Origin of the sequence: Serratia sp. T13T92 (assembly GCF_047530105.1) — a bacterium.
Classification (GTDB): domain Bacteria; phylum Pseudomonadota; class Gammaproteobacteria; order Enterobacterales; family Enterobacteriaceae; genus Chania; species Chania fonticola.
Genome location: NZ_JBLJAK010000003.1, coordinates 225826 through 244358, shown reverse-complemented (window position 1 = coordinate 244358; position 18533 = coordinate 225826). Strand labels below are relative to the sequence as shown.

The 18533-nt window shown below is 49.7% G+C and carries 16 protein-coding genes and 1 pseudogene; 4 read left to right on the top strand and 13 right to left on the bottom strand.

Going from position 1 to position 18533, the window contains the following annotated elements; genetic code table 11:
- Positions 1–145: 145 nt before the first annotated feature.
- Together macB and macA are read right to left on the bottom strand one after the other, a co-directional pair.
- Positions 146–2092 (bottom strand): macrolide ABC transporter ATP-binding protein/permease MacB, encoded by a 1947-nt coding sequence (gene macB / locus ACMV5I_RS06130; RefSeq protein WP_121607842.1) that lies wholly within the window; start codon positions 2090–2092, stop codon positions 146–148.
- On the bottom strand, positions 2092–3201 hold the full coding sequence (gene macA / locus ACMV5I_RS06125) for a macrolide transporter subunit MacA (RefSeq protein WP_414823887.1): 1110 nt from the start codon (positions 3199–3201) through the stop codon (positions 2092–2094). The genes macB and macA overlap by 1 nt, the downstream gene beginning before the upstream one ends.
- Before the next feature lie 756 nt (positions 3202–3957).
- Between macA and ACMV5I_RS06120 the strand changes: the two genes are divergently transcribed.
- On the top strand, positions 3958–4362 hold the full coding sequence (locus ACMV5I_RS06120; protein WP_414823886.1) for a dTDP-glucose pyrophosphorylase: 405 nt from the start codon (positions 3958–3960) through the stop codon (positions 4360–4362).
- A gap of 93 nt (positions 4363–4455) precedes the next feature.
- On the opposite strand, the pseudogene ACMV5I_RS06115 reads toward ACMV5I_RS06120, so the two are convergent.
- Positions 4456–5075: pseudogene (locus ACMV5I_RS06115) on the bottom strand (transposase); the annotation flags it as partial.
- 374 nt (positions 5076–5449) lie between these two features.
- On the opposite strand from ACMV5I_RS06115, the gene ACMV5I_RS06110 reads away from it, so the two are divergent.
- Complete coding sequence (locus ACMV5I_RS06110) at positions 5450–6397, top strand: LysR family transcriptional regulator (RefSeq protein WP_414823885.1); 948 nt, start codon at positions 5450–5452, stop codon at positions 6395–6397.
- A gap of 328 nt (positions 6398–6725) precedes the next feature.
- Here the strand turns inward: ACMV5I_RS06110 and ACMV5I_RS06105 are convergent, their stop codons facing one another.
- From ACMV5I_RS06105 to ACMV5I_RS06095, 3 genes are all read right to left on the bottom strand, one after another.
- Positions 6726–7304, bottom strand: coding sequence for a helix-turn-helix domain-containing protein (locus ACMV5I_RS06105; RefSeq protein ID WP_414823884.1), 579 nt, complete (start codon positions 7302–7304; stop codon positions 6726–6728).
- Positions 7305–8024: 720 nt separating this feature from the next.
- A complete protein-coding gene (locus ACMV5I_RS06100; RefSeq protein ID WP_414823883.1) occupies positions 8025–8333 on the bottom strand; it encodes a PapB/FocB family fimbrial expression transcriptional regulator in 309 nt (102 codons plus the stop codon).
- A gap of 112 nt (positions 8334–8445) precedes the next feature.
- On the bottom strand, positions 8446–9099 hold the full coding sequence (locus tag ACMV5I_RS06095) for a hypothetical protein (RefSeq protein WP_414823882.1): 654 nt from the start codon (positions 9097–9099) through the stop codon (positions 8446–8448).
- Between the two features lie 1305 nt (positions 9100–10404).
- On the opposite strand from ACMV5I_RS06095, the gene ACMV5I_RS06090 reads away from it, so the two are divergent.
- Together ACMV5I_RS06090 and ACMV5I_RS06085 are read left to right on the top strand one after the other, a co-directional pair.
- On the top strand, positions 10405–11070 hold the full coding sequence (locus ACMV5I_RS06090; protein ID WP_414823881.1) for a DUF3313 domain-containing protein: 666 nt from the start codon (positions 10405–10407) through the stop codon (positions 11068–11070).
- 141 nt (positions 11071–11211) lie between these two features.
- The gene (locus ACMV5I_RS06085) at positions 11212–11505 is read left to right on the top strand and encodes a PapB/FocB family fimbrial expression transcriptional regulator (protein WP_414823880.1); all 294 of its coding nucleotides are present in this window, start codon (positions 11212–11214) and stop codon (positions 11503–11505) included.
- A 442-nt stretch (positions 11506–11947) separates the two neighbouring features.
- On the opposite strand, the gene ACMV5I_RS06080 is transcribed toward ACMV5I_RS06085, so the two are convergent.
- The 7 genes from ACMV5I_RS06080 to ACMV5I_RS06050 form a co-directional block, all read right to left on the bottom strand.
- Entirely contained in the window at positions 11948–12775 is an 828-nt protein-coding gene (locus tag ACMV5I_RS06080; protein WP_202672112.1) for a hypothetical protein, read from the bottom strand.
- A 79-nt stretch (positions 12776–12854) separates the two neighbouring features.
- Positions 12855–13385 carry a fimbrial protein gene (locus ACMV5I_RS06075; RefSeq protein WP_121607845.1) on the bottom strand — a complete coding sequence of 177 codons (531 nt, stop codon included), beginning with the start codon at positions 13383–13385 and terminating at the stop codon, positions 12855–12857.
- Positions 13386–13400: 15 nt separating this feature from the next.
- Entirely contained in the window at positions 13401–13889 is a 489-nt protein-coding gene (locus ACMV5I_RS06070; RefSeq protein WP_121607846.1) for a fimbrial protein, read from the bottom strand.
- 13 nt (positions 13890–13902) lie between these two features.
- Positions 13903–14439 carry a fimbrial protein gene (locus tag ACMV5I_RS06065; RefSeq protein ID WP_414823879.1) on the bottom strand — a complete coding sequence of 179 codons (537 nt, stop codon included), beginning with the start codon at positions 14437–14439 and terminating at the stop codon, positions 13903–13905.
- Between the two features lie 64 nt (positions 14440–14503).
- Positions 14504–15253: a fimbria/pilus periplasmic chaperone gene (locus tag ACMV5I_RS06060; protein ID WP_121607847.1), complete on the bottom strand. Its 750-nt coding sequence runs from the start codon at positions 15251–15253 to the stop codon at positions 14504–14506.
- 8 nt (positions 15254–15261) lie between these two features.
- The gene (locus tag ACMV5I_RS06055) at positions 15262–17838 is read right to left on the bottom strand and encodes an outer membrane usher protein (RefSeq protein WP_414823878.1); all 2577 of its coding nucleotides are present in this window, start codon (positions 17836–17838) and stop codon (positions 15262–15264) included.
- A gap of 122 nt (positions 17839–17960) precedes the next feature.
- Positions 17961–18494 carry a fimbrial protein gene (locus ACMV5I_RS06050; RefSeq protein WP_071682069.1) on the bottom strand — a complete coding sequence of 178 codons (534 nt, stop codon included), beginning with the start codon at positions 18492–18494 and terminating at the stop codon, positions 17961–17963.
- Between the last annotated feature and the right edge of the window lie 39 nt (positions 18495–18533).

Here is an 18533-nt window from a genome sequence, read left to right as displayed (position 1 = left end):
TTATTTATAAATATTTGGGCTGGCTTGAGCCATAGCACGGCCAACACCGTGAGCATCGACTCACAGCAATAGGTATCACCTGAACGTTATTGTGCCGAGGGTTCAGCAGTACTCGCGGATCAGGGTGAAATTAGGGTTTGGCTGATTATTCCCGTGCCAATGCGTCAATCGGATCCAACCGCGCAGCGCTGCGCGCAGGCAGATAACCAAACACGACACCAATACCGGTGGAACACAGGAACGCACTCAGCAGTGCCACCGGCGGGAAGTTGATCTGCCAGCCCGGCATCGCCAACTGCACCAGCAAGCCGATGGTGAACGACAGTACGATCCCTAAAATCCCCCCCACCAGGCAGACCAGCACCGCCTCAATCAGGAACTGTTGCAGAACGTCGCCGGAACGAGCGCCAACGGCCATGCGGATGCCGATTTCTCGCGTTCTTTCTGTTACCGAGACCAGCATAATATTCATCACCCCAATACCCCCCACCACCAACGAAATCACCGCCACCAGGATCAGGAACAGTTGCAGCGTACGGGTGGTTTTCTCCGCCGTTTGCACCAGGCTATCCATGTTGTAGGTAAAGAAGTCTTTCTTGCCGTGGCGCAGCGTCAACAGCCGCGTCAGTTGCTGTTCTGCCTCCTGGCTGTTATAGCCATCGCGGATACGCACGGTGATAGAATCGAAGTAGTCGTTGCCCATCAGGCGATTGGCCATCGTGGTATAAGGCACCCAGACGCTGAGCATCTTGCTGCTGCCAAACATGGTTTGCTTTTCCTTCGCCACCCCCACCACGGTCGCAGGCATATTGCCAATCAGGATCACCTCACCCAGCACGTTTTTTTGTTGCGGGAACAGACGGCGCTGGGTGTTGGTATCGATCACCACCGTCTGCGTCTGGGACTCTACCTGCCTGACATCAATAGCCGTTCCCTGGGAAAACTCCATGCCGTACACCCGGAAAAACTGCTCGCTGACGCCCGCCACATTAGCCGCCACATCGATATTGCCAAAGCGCAGACGCATGCTGCTGCGAGTCATGGGAGAAAGCGCGCTGATATAAGGTTGTGCATCCAATGCGCTCAGATCGTCATATTTCAACGCCTGGCGGAGGGTTGGGTCATCGTCACCAAAATCCTTACCGGGATAGACGTCCACGGTGTTGGTGCCGATGGATTTGATCTCGGCCAACACCTGCTGTTGGACTGCATCCCCTATCACCAGGATCGAGATCACCGAGGCAATGCCGATGACGATCCCCAGCATGGTCAATAAGGTGCGCATCTTGTTGGCCGCCATCGCCCACCAGGCCATCGACAGCGCCTCCCGGAAACGGTCGGCCATCTGCTGCCAGGACGGGGCTGGCGTGGCCAGTTCCAATGATTTGGCCTGTGGCTTGCCCTGCGCCTGTGGCCGAGAGTCGCCAATGATTTCGCCATCGTGGATTTCGATAATCCGCTCGGCCTGCTGCGCTACCGCCGGATCGTGGGTAACGATGATCACGGTGTGTCCCTGCTCGCACAGCTGCTTGAGGATCGTCATCACCTCTTTACCTGAGTGGCTATCGAGCGCACCGGTTGGTTCATCCGCCAGGATCACCTGGCCACCGTTCATCAATGCCCGCGCAATGCTGACACGCTGCTGCTGCCCACCAGACAGTTGGCTTGGCCGATAGGCGATACGTTCCCCTAACCCCAGGCGTTGCAGCAAGGCCGCCGCCCTGGCATGCCGGGCCGAGTTATTCATCCCAGCGTAAACGGCAGGCACCTCCACGTTATGCGCCGCACTCAAATGTGGCAGCAAATGATAACGCTGGAAGATAAAGCCGAAATGCTCGCGCCGCAGTTGAGCCAATGCATCGCCATTGAGCGTGGCCACGTCCTGCCCGGCCACGCGGTAAATGCCGCTGTTGGGTTTGTCCAGACAGCCGAGAATGTTCATCAACGTCGATTTACCGGAGCCGGAAGCCCCGATGATCGCCACCATCTCACCGGCATCTATCCGCAGGCTGACGCTTTTCAATACCTCCAGGGTTTGATCGCCGGATTGATAACTACGCCGGATATCACTCAGTTCCAACAGTGCGGCCATCAGCTGTCCTCCACGCCGCCGCGGCTGACAATCACCTCTTCACCGGCTGTCAATCCACTGACAATTTGCACATCCAGGTTGTTACGCATGCCGATCGTCACCTCCCGCAGCTGTTTCTGGCCCTGTTGCAGCACCGCAACGTGGTAACGGTTATCGGCGATCTGCTCCCCTAACGCTACCAGCGGAATAACCAGCGCATCGCTGGCGCCAGCCAGCTGAATATGCACCTGCGCGGTCATTTGCAGGCGCAACAATCCCTGTGGATTGGGCACTTCGAAACGCGCGTAATAAAAGATGGCGTTATTGACCTTCTCTGGGGTGGGTTGGATGTCTTTCAGCACGCCCTCAAAGCGTGTGTTCGGATCGCCCAGCACGGTAAACCAGGCTTTCAACCCCGGCTTGAGGTGGATCACGTCCGCCTCGGAAACCTGAGCCTTCACCAGCATGGTACTCATGTCTGCCAACGTCAGAATGTTGGGTGCCTGCTGTGCGGCGATCACCGTTTGGCCCTGAAAGGTGGTGATCTGCACCACATCACCGTCCATCGGCGCTTCAATGCGGGTATAGGCCAGATTGATCTTGGCGGTATCCAGGCTGGCCTGATTTTTGGCGATCTGCGCCCGGGTGTTTGCCACCTGCGCCTTTTTCACCGCCAGATCGGTGGTTAATTTATCCAGATCCTGGCGCGATAACGCCTGCACCTTGGCCAGCTCGCGGTTACGCTGCAAGGTGACCTCTGCCAGTTGCTGCTCCGCCTGCGCCTGTTGCAGCTGTGCTTGCAGCTGCTGTAGCGTGGCCTCGCCTTCGCGAATGCTGTTTCGTGCCTGTTGGGGATCGATCACGCCGAGCAGTTGGCCTTTTTGCACCTTATCGCCAATCTCGACCTTCAGGCTCTCCAGCTGTCCGCTGACCTGAGCTCCCACATCAACCTTACGTACCGCATCCAGTTGGCCAGTCGCCAAAACGTTCTGTTGAAAATCACGCTGGGTAACCTTAACCGTTTTAAACTCCGCAGGTAGCGGTTGGCTGAAATGCCAATAGGCCAGCATGGCAATCGCCACTAAAACGCCTCCCCCTAGCAGCCTAAGTTTTGTTCGTCCTTTTAACATATGGATATTTTTCCCTAGCTATTTCGTCTATTCCTGCCAATTTCTAGCCGCAAAGCCGCCATCGAATTAAACCATCACGTGAATCCATAATCCTCTACGCCAAGGCCAATATGTGCAGAGAGCCTATTATTGATATTACTTATAACTTCTATCTCTTTCATAACGCTTAAGCTATAAATAAAATCATTCACCCCTAATTCAGGAATGGTTTTTATCAAGGCACAATGGCGCAGGCCGGATAGCAAAGCCGCCGCCCCCAATCGTGTGCCGAACCTGTAGTGAACAAATACGTTTAAATTGACATGAGTTATAATAAAACTGATTGAAATTTTGAATGACAACCATTATTGATTAATTTTTCTGATAGTTCAAATAGAATCTTCCCTAAAACAGGCAAATAATCCTGTATTTATTGGTGTATATTCTTAATATCTAAGTTATTACTTAATATAAAACAAGAAGAATCTTATTTAAATATAAGATAACATGATTAATTATCAATTGAGTTATTCAGATTGATTATTAATGGCGCTATCTATTGGCACTATTGATGCCAACACGATGCAGACCTCAACCAAGCATTTGAGTTTAGGCAAAAGCCCCTTTAAAGGGCGAAGAAGAGTGAGCTGAATCCCGTTTTTCAAATTATCTGGCATCCGCCCTTGCTTGAGAGACAAAAAAGGAGGTTTGGTAGAGGGGATGTTCAGTGAGAGCAAACTAACGCTCCTGCGGCAACTCCAGACAAAGGCTGACCCGATGACAGACTTATCCTCTTCGCCTAATACTCTCGCGATGCCAGAAATCACCGGCGTCACCGTACCTCATGACGGCCTGCATTACCTCAAACCGGAGCTATTACTGGATTTTATCAGCGTGACGCCGCGGCCGCTGGTATCCATAACTGCGGTGGCGGTGCTGTATGCTTCGATTGGCGTTTTGCAACGAATTGACCTGCGGAAGATCCCGGTCGCTATCAAAGGACGGGTCATTTACCCCATTTGCCCCCAGTCCCTACCCAACCTACGGGCCAAATTGGTGATCAATGGACCGCTGAAGAAGGTTAAGTTTCAGGGAAGCCTCATCCCGGTAACAGAATCTCAGTCGGTAAAAAACATGACGCTCATCGGCGTGGCGCTGGAGTTTACGGTGCGAAAAACCTGATGATTGGATTAAACGGGCGTAGCGTAGACCATAATACCCATTGTTTGTGTGCAACGGATATAACCGGTCTGCCGCGCCTGATGTCCTTCAATACAGAATGCCTGTCATCTGAAGGCCTGAAATCCCGAGAGCGACGCTGATCGTCAGGCACTTAATCCGGCGCCCACTGGAGAGCGCATCCATGACAAAGTCCATTAACCAGGTCAGATGAGGTGCCGCCGGACGTAGCTACGGCAGACGCTCTGCTACCCGTCCTGTACGGCGCCGTGTGCGCTTTACCCACATACTCTGTAGGCGGCTAACCCGCTTGTGATTAACGTGAAGCCCTTCACGCCGCAGAAGCGGCCATATGCACCGGTAACCAAAACGTCTGCGTTCAAATGCTAATTCAGTGATGCATCCGGATAAACGTGCATCAACTGCCCCTCATAACGGCATGTTGACAGCGACAAACCAGCCTCGACGTTACGACAGGGCTGTCGCGTCACACATCACTAGCACAACTTCCAGCTTCTGGTCTGTCATCAGTACTTTCGCCCGAGAGTCTTCAGAAGCTTAACTTCCGACACTTCCATACCGCCAAACTTTTTACACCATGTGTCGAAGCCGGCGTCGGAGATGACGTGCTTACGGCAGAGTTCACGGGCCAAAACCCCGACTTCGGCCTCGCGGAGAATACTGATGATCTGTTCGTCGGAAAAACGCTTCTTCATGGGAGAACCCTCATGTTGCTTATGAATATATTACAAACATCGGGGGTATGTTAATCAATGGGGAGCAGGTCAGTGTCAGAAGAACCGAATCAACAAATGAAACAGGCTCATTGCCTAGTAATTAATTTTAATTCACTGCAAGGTTTCATAGATTGAGCTTTTTCTCAGCATCAAATTTATAGGAGACACCTTATGTCTTCCTATAACTAACGTCATGCTGCTCAACGATTTTTAGGGCCCAGACACGATAAATGTGATAAATAACCCCATCACTTTACCCGTAGCACGAGATAAGCTAAGTAATTTACAACTTGCCAGTTAAGTACATCTGGCTACATAATATTAAGCTCAATCTTGTAGAATGGCAGAAAGTAATGAAAAAACTACAGTTTAAACTTAGAGATTTAAAAATCATTTCTGTCATCGCCGAAACTCGTAGTATTGGAGGTACAGCTACATTGCTGGGGATCGCTCAAGCAAATGTCAGCAAACACCTCTCTGACTTCGAAAACCGTATCGGTTTAAAAGTCTTTGAGCGTACTACCCGGTATCTAGCTCTTACTCAGTTTGGCGAAGCCCTCGTTCCTTTCATTAATGCGTCCTTAGAAAAACATGAAGATTTAGCTAATTTTATTTCTGATTATAAGCATGAAAAACGTGGGCGAGTGACTATCTATGGGCCAATAGGGATTATTTCTTACCTTTCCAAAAGTGTTATTCATGAAATAAAGGATATTGGTGACATTCACATTCACTTGAAGACTTACAACCTTAATCGCCATGAGTTCTTTGAAGGTGCCGAGTTTCCAGACGATTGCGATATTTTGATCACAAACACGCTACCAAAAGATGAAAATTTGGTTGCTAGTTATTTGACAAAATATGCCGTCACCGCATATGCAACACAGGAATATTTAAACAGACATCCAATAAAAAGCCCAGAAGAGCTGGAGAGTCACTCCTGCATTCTTATCGACTCAATGATGATTGATGATGCCAATATCTGGCGTTTTTATCCTCATGAGTCTGATGAACCTCGTGAATTCAGAGTTACGGGGAATTATATCTGCGATAATTCACAAACTGCATTTGAACTTGCAAGAAATAATTTGGGAATATTTTTGGCCCATAAAGATAACCTTCAACAATATGTTAAACAAGGAATTTTTATCCCCTGCTTTAACCACAAGTATGAATGGAGGCTGGATCTGATAGCTATCTTTCGTAAACGTGAGTACCAGCCATGGCGTGTTCAGTATGTACTAGATAGCGTACTCGAAACCCTTCGACGACAAATCGAGCAAGATGCAAACCGTGAGTAGTTAGTACACTGCTGCAAATTAACTCAAGTTCTGGAGGCGAAAATACCGCAAAATAAGTTCAGAAGTGGTATTATCTCCGCCAGGGCGGTGCAGATAGCAGGGGCTCTTTCCTTGCAGTAGCTGACGCAATGGGCATATAGCGCTCTTGGTACCGAGTATGCCCGATTTATCGTCGATACCTGCCACATCTACCCGTTGAAACACCTAGTCCTGATAGACACACTCATTGATACTATTACCCCGGTAACCTGTGGTGGCCTTCTGATATACCAGAGCACAATAATATTCTGTAACTGTATCGCGGCACTGACGTCTAGGTAACTGCCAACTAAGGTATCAACAGGTCCTGAATATTACGAGCGCCCAGCTTACTTAACCCAGAGCGTTTGTAATGACTGATGGTCTTGACGCTCAGCGCCAAAGTCTTGGCAATGTCGTGCGCACTGAGTTCTTTCATCAATCCCTGCAGAACTTTACGCTCACGCCAGTTCAGCAGTTCCCCACAGATAATTTCTCTGGTTGATAACATCTTCTCGCCGCATATCACCTGCCCAATGAAACTCTGTAACGCCAGCACAGTCTGGGTTAAATCAATCAGCCCGACATGGCTATTCAATAAGTTGAGATAAAAATGCCGCAGCGGGATGCTAGCCGAACTGAGGTCCATCAGTATCTGACAAGAGGGGTGGCAGCAACCTATCAAGGTTGCCAGACGCAGCAGGGGATCAATCCTGTAATTGCTGACTGACAAGATAACCAGGTCAACCTCACCGTCCAGAGAACGCGACATATGCAACCAGCACTGCTCAACGTCAGCTGTACCGAAAACCTGGGCTTGCGGTTTCAACAACATCTCCAGCGCTGTGCGGGTAAAACTGCATTCACACAGCAGAACAACATTTTTCATTTCTCGCTCGCTCGTCATGGGCTTTACATCATTTGCTGCCCTTATCAAGGACGGAGGACCCTGCCGGTCATCGCGCCTTAAAGGCAAGCTGCATTACTGCTAGAAGGGATTTCCAAACTCTGGACAGGACAGCATATTGATTTATCGGGGTCTGTCAGTTGACTGTCAGGGTTACACTGAGATTCGTGCTCTGCAGATCCGTCATGTCAGTTTTGGGATCCAGGCTCAAAGTATGTTCACCGCTTGTACCCCTGATGGTTACCGGTGACCCCAGAGGATGATATTTCCCAATTCATCCTCGATAGTGATCATGACATCCCCCGTAACTAGGTATCCCAGTTTTTGTTCGGCTATCGTAGGTTAAGTTCCAGATATCAGACTGCCCGCTTCCCGACATTCTCTAGGTGAGTGGCCACACGACGGTATCCTGTCGAAGCAATACGGTGGCAAAACTGATGACTGGGAGGGAACTGGATAATAGCTTCCCGGCCCAAGATTGATCTTGACCGAGCTGGAGATATTATTTCCAATCGCCAGCATCGTCTCCGAGAAAGTAATGCTATGAGATTGATATTCGTTTTTTGGTCCTTGTATTTAGCTATTCAGCGCTGTCAGGTACGTTTTCTGGGTTAATACTGATAGTGGTCGGATTATAGGTGGACAGCTACATCAACGTATTACCGCTACTCACTCCATTTTTTGGCTTTCATATCAGTATTATTATTCAGATACTTTGCTTTCTTCCTGCGACTCGTCTTGAGTCATAAACTCGGGCGTATACATCAGGGCAATGGTTCGATTCACTGTTTGCATATGGTGGTATTTCACCGAAAAATAACTCTGTGACACACTATGTTTCCCACAGGCTTCTTGGCGAGACAGACCATTGACTAACACATCCTTAAGGGCGTTTCGCATATTTTTTCCCCGTAGGGTGCAAACGGCTGCCAGAAGCAGAAAATATCTCTCCGCCACCTCCCCTGGGACCAGCGTGCTAGGCAATTGGTGGTTATTGTATAATGCGCGCATTCATCTGCCTTTAATAATTATTAAACACCTATGTTTTTATTAACTGTCGACAAAGCAACCTGCACTATAAACTTATTATTAAAAAATCCTCCGATTGATAAGTGGTGATATTTCAGGCATCACTGAAAGTCAACGAAGGTATTAACTCCATTGCCGGATTCTTCAGCCTCAGCGCTTTCTCTATCACTTGGCGATGGTGGTAGATGACCTGATGGCTTCGTCCGAGCAACTTTCCTGCTTCTGCTGGTGTGTATCCTTGGGACAGCAAGTCTATCGCAACGGCCCTCGCCTTTGGGGAGGTAACCACACCGGCAAGCCGCTGACGCAACCACTGATTAATCTCTATAAGAACCACCTCAGGCGGAATTTCTGTAAGTGATACTCTCTGACACCCTGCCCATTCTGGCCCCGCAAACTCTAGGCCGACGTGCTCTGTAGCAGATATATTGGGAAAACCAGCCAGCAAGGCATCATACTCCTTCAGAAGTAGACACCCGAAATACTCCTGCATCATTCTGTCTGAAAATAAAAAATAGTGTTGCGTCGCCATTAATATCAATGCTGGCCAGTTCGCACGCAACTGACGAATAAGGTTGAAATGACACCTCGGCGCACCATCAATAATGAGTAAGTCCGGTCGAGTGGCAGATAGGGTTTCAAATAAAACTTCGGCGCTGCATGTTCTTACGACATAAACATCACAGCCTGATTTTGGCTGACACAAATATTCAAGCGCGACGCCAGTAACCGTATTTATTGAGTGCACAATAATATTTATAAATTTATTTCCCTACTCATAGCATAGGCTAATCTATACATACCGACACAGGATGCCCCCCTACTTTTGATATGGGCAATAATAGCCCCCGACAAATAATCGCCAAAACAATATTTTTTAATCCTGTAGATTAAATTCATTAATGCACAGGGATATTTACAAACAAAAAGATTAGCTTACTTACAGATAATCAGCATAGATCTACATTTTACAATTTAATTGTAAACATGCAGGAACTCATATAGTTAAAAAAACAAATTACAATTAAATTGAAATATAAAATAATCATAAAAACAAATAAATTCATAGAGTTATTTTTTTTATAAATAAACACAAGAAAAGTATTCAACATGGAAACATGTCAATTAAATTGACTTTACCGGTAACATTGAAAAGATTAAATCATGCAATATCTTTACAAAATTCAGATTCTTTCTTATTAATGATGACTCAGTGAAAGCTTTAGGAACCCGATCAGAATGTCCAGGCCAAGGCAAACGTAGATGTGTTTGTTTTTTGTTCGCCTCATTTATTCCCGCCTGTATCGTTTTCTCCAGATAAGCACTATTAATGCAACAACGGATAACTCCCGCCGCGCCTAGCCCATCACTAGTACCTCGCGGCGTGCATCGATTCACTAGTTGAGAGGAGATATCATTTGGCTATTTACCTCTTACCAGTGTGTATCAGGCTGAGTACCACTAAGCAGAGGAGGCAAGAAAGCTCACTCTATAGAGAGTATGGTCTCGCGCGATGTTCGCTTCTTTCTCTAGAACAATCGGAATTTGGTTGAAATCCCAGCATTCCGTAGAGAAAGCGCAGCTAGCGAAAATCCTGAGGACAACGCTGAATGAGCAAAAATCATGTATCTTCAACATCGACGCAATGGGCCATTCTGTTGGCTATCAGGATAATAATTCCCCACTCCTTCATAGCCGTATAATGTTAACAAATATCGGCATTACCCTATCCAGTTATGGGGAGGGCATTTTTTGTATTTATATATATATAAAACAATATATATAGTAACTAGCTGTATTAAAGTGATTTTTTTATTTAACAGTAAAATATTTCAATGCAGTGGATTGACGTTTTATTCCTGATGTAATAATTTCAATCCACAAACAAAACGTAAGTCTATTTTCATATTAGACAGTAATTGTAAACGTCAAAGATAAAATAATAACCTTACTACTGAAACACATTAGATATAAATCTTAGAATGCTGTGCATAGCAGTAAAATTATTCTTTTTTATGGCCGTCGTATAACCGTCAAGGTAGACATCTAAGTAATGAAAAACATACTTCAACTTGTTCTTTTCTTTCTTTTGGCAATAACATTATCTGGATGCACGGGTAAATACACCGAACCAGAGCGGTATTCCGGCTTCCTTAATAATTACAGTCGTATGAAACCAGAAAGGTCAGCATCTGGAGTTCCTGTTCTTCGTTGGACCTCATCAAGTTTTAAAACGAGCGATTATGATTCCATCTATATTGCCCCGGTTACTTTCTGGCCAGAAATCCCTATTTTAGAGCAGGCGGAAAAAGACAAACTTCAGGCTATTCTGGATTATACCAATACCAAACTCCGTCAATCACTGAAGAGTAGCGTTCCCGTCGTTGATAAACCTGGCACTCGAACTTTAACGCTTCGCCCAGCTATTACGGCTGTGGATTTGCAAAAACAGGGGTTGAATGTGTGGGAGATCATGCCAGTCTCCGTACTAATAGCTGGAGTGCAGTATCTTACTGGCTACCGGACACTGGATGTCACATTCTATTTCGAAATTGAGGTGAGTGATTCACTAACGCATATTCCGCTCATTACAGCCATACGCCGGAGCCAATCAGCAACAATCAGTAACTCTCATAAAAAACTGACCGTAGGAGAGGCGAAAGAAACGATTGATGAACTGGTAAATGATCTCTCTCTTTATAGGGGCGATTATCAGTAAATATCTCGTCAACTTTGTCGCGTGAGGAACAGGAGGGACGCTCCCTGTGGGTCACAGAATACTGAAATAGAAGTTTCAGCACTCACAAAATGGCAAGTAGTTAATAAAGACATGTATTCTATAGTTATTAAAGGCAGATAAATGCACGCATTAAAAAACAACCCAAAATCACCCAGCACGCTGGTCCCAGGAAAAGTGGAAGAGAGATATTTTTTGCTTCTGGCAGCCGTTTGCACCTTACGGAGTGAGAATATGAGGGGCGCTCTTGAAGATGTATTAGTCAATGGTCTGTCCCGACAAGAGGCCTGTGAGAAACATAGTGTGTCACAGAGTTATTTTTCGGTGAAATACCACCATATGCAAACAGTGAATCGAACCATTACCCTGATGTACTCATCCGGATTACTGAATGCTAGTGCTCAGCAGAAGGAATGAGAGCAGCCTACCTTAATCGTCAAAATATTATACTGCCATAAATAAAATACAGCACTAATAACTCATTACACCTAACCATAAACGCACTAATTAAACAAATAATTAAAGTATGCCAAGCAGAGAACATTTTACATGGAAACATCACAATCTATCGTTATCGCATTACTGAAGGAGCTTACTCGTTTAATCCACCTAAGCGGATATGATTACGCATCGTCATATATCGAGGAGTGTATTATTTTTTGTATCCATCATCTGGGTGACCAAGGCAGGGCAAAGGCACGTATGATCACTTTTTACCCCCCATTAATACCTACCAGTATCACATGCTCAAGAAAATCGCTGTTTATGGTAGCCATCGTCTGAGACTGGCCTTTTGCCGTTCGCTGAGCACAGCATGGGGCCGGTTGAAGCAACCTCATGCCGCGCCCGATATCAGTAACTAAGGCATAGTCAGTATCGCGGTGGCCGAACCAAAGAAATCACCGGCTTCAACGGTCCCCACTTTAGTCAGCGTAGACATAAACTCCAGCGGCATCTTGGTCGCTGCTAAAGCATGGATCCTGACCCCGGTAGAGCCACTCACCCCACCAATGGTCAAGCGGGTTTGCAGGCTACCATCACTTCTCAGGTTAACCATCCCGTTACCAGCCGACCCTGCAAGGTAAACCATAACGTCCATTGTTTGCGTGCAACGGATATAACCTGTCTGCCGCGCCTGATGCCCTTCAATATCCCTAAGTTGAACCTGACCATGGGTCAGTTCAATGCTGGTTTCGGTAAATTCACATTTACCCACCGGCGGTGGTACGATCCCGCATAAGCTACTGGGCATCATTCTGCTGCCACCTGCATCTGTGGTCCCGGTGGTCGTTTTAAAGTACATCCCAACGCATTCCTGCGTCACTGCTGGGCCAACGTGATCCTGGGTTCCACTGCGCGGTAGCGAATACTTACGCTGAAAAGCCGCGCCCACATCGCCTACCGTCCGCAAAGTCTGGATGCCATCAAGATATTCCATACCATCAGAAACACCAGGGCCAGCCTCTCCGGCATCACTGTGCCGGTGGCCAATAAATACCGTACATTGCCCCCACCCGTAACACGGATTTGGTGTCGCATCAACGGTGTCCCAGTATTCAATAGTCCACCAATATCTGGCGTTCTCAGGTGTCCCCTCACTGCGGGTAATATAAGAGTAAATCGCGCTATTGGCGCTATACGCTGTCAGCAACGTGACAGCCAAAAGTATCGCTTTAATGGCTTTCATAACTACCCCTGTGATCATCCCTTATCTACCGCGGACTCATTAGTCACGCCGTCGATTTCAGGGTAAGCCGTATTACGGGCTACTCGTATTCCAATAAAAACGTCGCGCTGGCGGTAAAGTCGCCAGGGTTAATGGTTTTTTGGCTAATCGCATCGGGTTCACCCTGCACATAGGTCCGCAGGCTAATGGTATTATTGCCCGAGATCAGCCCTTGGTTATAGCTGCCGGTATTGATCGCAACCTTATTTCCCTGTTGCGTTTCAATACCGATGCCAATACCGCTGGTCTGACTCGCCCCGGATATCGCCAGCAGACCATTCAGCCTGCTATTTTCCGTACCGGAAAAGGTCAATTTCACCATATTTCCCAGGCTAAGATCGCAATCATCGAGATGTAATACCAATGGCACCCCTAGCGTACGGGTGTTGAGATAAAGATATTTCTCAACGATCGAGCCAAAATCGATATTGATATTTTCATCCGTGACTCGCAATGTGCAAGGGTCAGCCACCAGAGCGCCTCTAAAGCGTAAATTATCAACCGCCTGGGATACGCTGGATAAACTGCCAAGCCCTATAGTCAGGGATATTAACAGTGCCGAAAATCGCATGATGGTTTCTCCCTGTTATTGATAATCAGCCTGCAGCGTTGCCGTTGCTTCAAACGCGCCTTCCGTTAAAACTATGCCTACCTGCTGTACTGGCACGGCTTTAAGATGGGGTTTACTGGCCGGCGTGATGGTTATTTCACTTCCAAGAACAAAGGGTTGACCGTCACGCAGGATTTTAATCCCCAGCCCGTTAATATTGGTTTGCACCGCGGCGTTATCAAAAGAGATGGGGTTGCCTGTGAGCTTCAACTTCAACGCCCAGCCATGGGTATTTGGCTCACAAACCAGATCATAATTAATGTCCTGCATATAGTTAACGCCATCCACTTTTTTGACACCGACCTTAAGGCCAAAATCAACGATGACATTATTACCGCTGTTAATGCGACAAGGAGGTGGCTCGAGCAGCGTTCCTCGAAACTCCATATCGCCCCCTGCAGCAAATGCAGTAGATAACAAGCCACTTATACCCGCAGCCAGTAGGGATAACAGTAGAATTCGCATGTCTTATGCTCCCTTACTGGTAATCAATTAATAACGTGGCGGAGGCGGTAAATTCGCCCCCCGTCAAGGTGGCCCCGCTACGCTTGACCGGCACCGCATACAGCACTGGCTGATTGGGGTAGGTGTAGTTAAACCAGGTATTGATATTTAACCGTTGCGTCCCATAGTACAAAGCGATACCCAAATCGCTTTTATTGGTGCTCAAATATCCGGTCCCAAAGCCCGCCGTGCCGCCCTGAATACTCATTTTCAGATTGTTGGATTTCTGAATGTCACAATTCAGGCTATAGACAATGGTCTGCTTATAGTTGACGCCATCAATCCGGGTCGTCATCACCTCATCGCCAAAGTCCACCCGAATGGTTTGATTATTATTAATCGTACAGGGCGGTGGCAGTATAACGGTTCCCCTGATATTCACCGGCATCGCGCTGACCGGAAAGCTGGTCAGCACGACACTGAATAGCGCCCCGGCAAAACAACAGCCTGAGGCCCTCGATCTCATGCTCCCCCGGCGATGCTTACCAGGAACAGGATAATATTGTTGCATACGTTCTCTCCTTGCAGACCTGACCCCGCGCCCTCTCCCTGTAACCTGGCACGACCGGTTTCAATTAACTCTTCTTCGCCGGTTCCACCTGGCAGTCCGATCCGCCGCAACGGAACGTCAGCACTGGGCGGCCGCCATAATCGTTGACGTAGGTCAGCACTGGCGATGCCCCTAATACCGACGCGCTGATACCTAAAGGAGCACTGCTTTTCGGCTCCAGCATCAGCGGCTCAAAACCCGTTGCGCTGACGCCCTTTCTGCTGCCCGCATCCACCAGCGTCACGTAATACGGCGTCGGGTTGTTCACCACATACTTGTCGCCCTGCTTGGTCAACGTCAGTTGGTCTTGCCACGGCGTCGCCATCTCGGTGACCGTTTTCACCAACGCTTTTGGCCGATAGAACAGTTTGATGCGCGTCTGCAACGCCAGTTGCAAGGTGTTAGCCTTGTCACTCTTCGGCGGGATTTCACGCAGGTTAAAGTAGAACAGCGTTTCCCGATCCTGTGGCAGTTGGCTCAACACCGGTAACGCCTGTACCTTCACCTGGCTCTTGGCACCCGGTTCGATACGCTGTACCGGCGGCAGTACCGTTAACGGACTGGTCACCTTGTTGCCCTTGGTATCCTCTATCCAGCCCTGCGCCAGATACGGCAATTGCGGGTTGTCATTGTTGACGCTCAGGCTGACCGACTTATCGCCGCCAGGAAAGATGATCCGGGTACGATCTAGCGCGATCGCCGCCTGGGCCTGCGTGGTCAGCGCGCACAGTAAGGTTGCGGCGACCAGCGCCATCCCCGTATTGGTTTTCGTCATTTCGTATCTCATTGTATTGTCTCAGCCTTTTTCTGTATTGCGGCCAGGTCTGTGGTGTCTTTTTTCGCGGTTATCGCCCGGCAAGGCAGCAAGAGTTCAGCCATGCCGTTCGCTGGCAATACCGCCGGTAATGTCAGTTCACACTGCGCCTGTTCATCCCAGTGAACCGTCATCGTTTCACCGCGCTCAATACCACTCAGGTACACGCTGCCGGCGTCACTGACGATCCCCACATCGCGTTTTTTCAGGTTCTGCACCGTCGCCCCGAACGGCGGCATCGTGCCGTCTGCCAGACGGATCACCGCCATGGCCTTCTCACCCGCTATCACGTCAAACCGCCGATAACCTATCGCGCCTTCCGTCAGCGTGGCCTGCACCACCGACTTCATCGCTTCGGCGTTATCCGGCAACTTATCCAGATCGATATTCACCCGGTTGCGGTAATAGCTGTTCATGTCAGCCACCACGGCTTTGCCGTAGCGGTTGGTGCGCACTGGGGCACCGTAGTTACGGATCGGGATATTGGCTACACCATCGGTGTCGACCAGCAAACGGGTGCCCCCCGGGATAGCGACCCGGTGCATTGCTGCACCTTCCGCAGTCGCCGTTACCCCACCCTGCAATGCCAACCCCACCGTGCTGTAGCTCCCGGATTGAGCACTGGCTGTAGCGTTAATCTGTGCCCAATCCGCCTCGTGGCTATAGAAACCACTGGCCAATGGCCCTTTGCGATTCCAGCCGCTGCTCACCTGATAGCTGCCGCGATCGCCGACCCGGTCTGAGTAGCTGACCCGGTGGGTATTGTCATTACGATCCAGCGTACCGCTGTAGCTCACCGAACCGCTGTTGCCCCACGGCAGCGACAGTGACAGGAACACCCCGTCGTCATTCTGCCCGTTGTACTGATTGCGGTAGCCGGTCATCGACAGGCTGAGGTTCTTGAAGCGGCCAATATCCATGTAGCGCATCAGCGACAGGCTGTAGCGATCGTTGGCGTCCCGATCCCAATAGGTCTGGTGGTCATAGTTCAGGTTGGCCGTCAGCCCTATCTCGCGGAATTGCTGGCTGTAGGACACCGTGTACATCTCTTTGCTGCTCTGGCTGCGGGTTCCGAGGTTACGTACCTCCAGGAATTCCCCCATGGTCATAAAGCTGCGTTCAGAGAAGCGGTAACCGGCAAAGGTCACCTGACCACCAATCTGATCAAAGTTCTTCGAATAGCGCAGGCGATAAGAGCCACCGCTCAAGGTGTCCCCCTGAGGCAAATTGGCCCGCGACTGCGTCACGTCAAACGACAGTGCGCCAAACGCCATCAGGTCACGACCAATCCCCACCGCCAACGCGTTGTACTCGTCACCGGCCACCACGCCACCGCCGAACAGTGACCAACCATTGCTGACGCCCCAAGAGAATTCACCGCTACCGAATAGCGGTCCTTGCGTACGGTGCCGCCAGTCTGTTGGCCGCCCACTCGCCAGCTTGTAGCGCACCATTCCAGGGCGGGTCAGATAAGGGATGCTCGCCGTGCTGATAGTGAACGCCTGGACGCTGCCGTCCTGCTCTTCGATCCGCACGTCCATCAGCCCCGATACCGCGTTGCTCAGATCCTGAATACGGAACGGGCCAGCTGGCACCAGAGATTCATACAACACTCGCCCCTGCTGGCTGACCACCACACGGGCGTTGGTACGTGCCACGCCACTCACCTCTGGCGCATAGCCGCGCAGGTTCGGTGGCAGCATCGCGTCGTCGCTTACCAGGCTTAGCCCGGTGTAGCGGAAGCTGTCGAAAATGTCGGAGTTGAGGAAGTCTTCACCCACAGTCAATTTGGCACGGAGCCGCGCGATCGCCCGGTAGGCGGTATACTGTGTCCACTCAAAGTTGCGCTGGCTGGACTGCCCAGAGCCGGTTTGATGATCAATCTGTGTCTGCCAACTGGCACGCAGCCGCCAGCTTCCCGCATTGGCGCCCACCACCCCGTTGCCGCTCAGGTTATAGCCTTTCTCGACACCGTCATTTTGATCCTGACGTTGGCTCTGAGCATTGAGGTTGTAATCCAGCAGCAGCCCGGGAATACCGTTATCCCAGCGTGCAGGTGGATCCCAATCGGGAGAGCTGTATTCCAGGTAAGCCTGCGGAACGCTGAGATAGAGTGTGTTGCTGCCCAGCTCGGGGCGCGCCGTCATCCCCTCGAGGCTACCGATCACCAGACATTGCCCGTTGTGCCACCAGGCCAGATCGCGGGTAAATTCCTCTTTCAGCCCCATTTGTTCCACCAGAGCGGCAGACAAACAGGCTTCGGTCACGTTTGGATCGTTGTCCGTGGGATAAAATGGGATCGTCTGTTCAGGCAGTTCTTGCTGGTTGACGTTAATCAGCAGGCTGTATTCACCCGGCATCACGTAACCACTGCGGGAAAAACGTCCCAAATCGATATTGCCGCGCTCCTGTACATCGAGCACGTCGGTATTGAATTCGATGGGTTTTGCGGCAGAAACCTGGCCATTCACCAGTGCCAGCGCAATCAACAGCGGCAACAAGCGGGTGCGCGGAACCTGTACTCCTACAAGTGGGGTGCTCATCATCCATTGACCTTTATGCGTTAAAACTTTCCCGGGCGTTATGGTTGTTATTAAAGGGAATACCCTGCCGGGGAAGTCAATCTGTCTAGGCGTGCTGACTATCCGTTATCATGTCAGCCTGCAGCTCAGTGATATTCCAGTTGGTAGCGCACCTGTGCGCTATAGGTGCCCGTCTGCAACGGCTGGTTGTTGGCGACCATGCGTGCGCTGTAATTCAGCAGCATTTCTTTGCCCTGCAACACCGGCGTCTGCGGCGGCAACTCCTTACCTGGAACGGCCTCATTCCCCAACGCATCGTTCAGCACCAGCGCTACGCCACGTGCCTCCCCCTCAACACCGAAGTGCCCATCCTCATTGCGGCCGTCAAACGTGACGCGAAAGTGCTGCTTGCCCAGAATGTTATTGTTGCTGTGCTTAAGCGTGCAGTTCACCAGCCGGATACTGAATGGCCGCGACAATGCCTGACTGTCATTAACAATCCGATCAAAGGGCAGCGTGCCCATATCAACGGTCTGGTCTCGGCTGGTGGTGTCAATATCACAGGCGGTGGCGACTATCGCCCCGTTCATGCTGAGCTGGCTGCCCCCCCAAACCGGCAGTGCAGTCATCGCACCCACCAGTAAAAACAACGAGGTAGCCGTAAAACTATTCACCGACATCCCTGGCTCCCGTAATCCACAAGAACAGCAAAAACTGCA

What these genes read in the sequence shown, in the direction of transcription:
- macB (WP_121607842.1), bottom strand. Translation starts at nt 2,092, where the DNA reads ATGGCCGCACTGTTGGAACTGAGTGATATCCGGCGTAGTTATCAATCC.
- macA (WP_414823887.1), bottom strand. Translation starts at nt 3,201, where the DNA reads ATGTTAAAAGGACGAACAAAACTTAGGCTGCTAGGGGGAGGCGTTTTA.
- ACMV5I_RS06120 (WP_414823886.1), top strand. Translation starts at nt 3,958, where the DNA reads ATGACAGACTTATCCTCTTCGCCTAATACTCTCGCGATGCCAGAAATC.
- ACMV5I_RS06110 (WP_414823885.1), top strand. Translation starts at nt 5,450, where the DNA reads ATGAAAAAACTACAGTTTAAACTTAGAGATTTAAAAATCATTTCTGTC.
- ACMV5I_RS06105 (WP_414823884.1), bottom strand. Translation starts at nt 7,304, where the DNA reads ATGAAAAATGTTGTTCTGCTGTGTGAATGCAGTTTTACCCGCACAGCG.
- ACMV5I_RS06100 (WP_414823883.1), bottom strand. Translation starts at nt 8,333, where the DNA reads ATGCGCGCATTATACAATAACCACCAATTGCCTAGCACGCTGGTCCCA.
- ACMV5I_RS06090 (WP_414823881.1), top strand. Translation starts at nt 10,405, where the DNA reads ATGAAAAACATACTTCAACTTGTTCTTTTCTTTCTTTTGGCAATAACA.
- ACMV5I_RS06085 (WP_414823880.1), top strand. Translation starts at nt 11,212, where the DNA reads ATGCACGCATTAAAAAACAACCCAAAATCACCCAGCACGCTGGTCCCA.
- ACMV5I_RS06080 (WP_202672112.1), bottom strand. Translation starts at nt 12,775, where the DNA reads ATGAAAGCCATTAAAGCGATACTTTTGGCTGTCACGTTGCTGACAGCG.
- ACMV5I_RS06075 (WP_121607845.1), bottom strand. Translation starts at nt 13,385, where the DNA reads ATGCGATTTTCGGCACTGTTAATATCCCTGACTATAGGGCTTGGCAGT.
- ACMV5I_RS06070 (WP_121607846.1), bottom strand. Translation starts at nt 13,889, where the DNA reads ATGCGAATTCTACTGTTATCCCTACTGGCTGCGGGTATAAGTGGCTTG.
- ACMV5I_RS06065 (WP_414823879.1), bottom strand. Translation starts at nt 14,439, where the DNA reads ATGCAACAATATTATCCTGTTCCTGGTAAGCATCGCCGGGGGAGCATG.
- ACMV5I_RS06060 (WP_121607847.1), bottom strand. Translation starts at nt 15,253, where the DNA reads ATGACGAAAACCAATACGGGGATGGCGCTGGTCGCCGCAACCTTACTG.
- ACMV5I_RS06055 (WP_414823878.1), bottom strand. Translation starts at nt 17,838, where the DNA reads ATGATGAGCACCCCACTTGTAGGAGTACAGGTTCCGCGCACCCGCTTG.
- ACMV5I_RS06050 (WP_071682069.1), bottom strand. Translation starts at nt 18,494, where the DNA reads ATGTCGGTGAATAGTTTTACGGCTACCTCGTTGTTTTTACTGGTGGGT.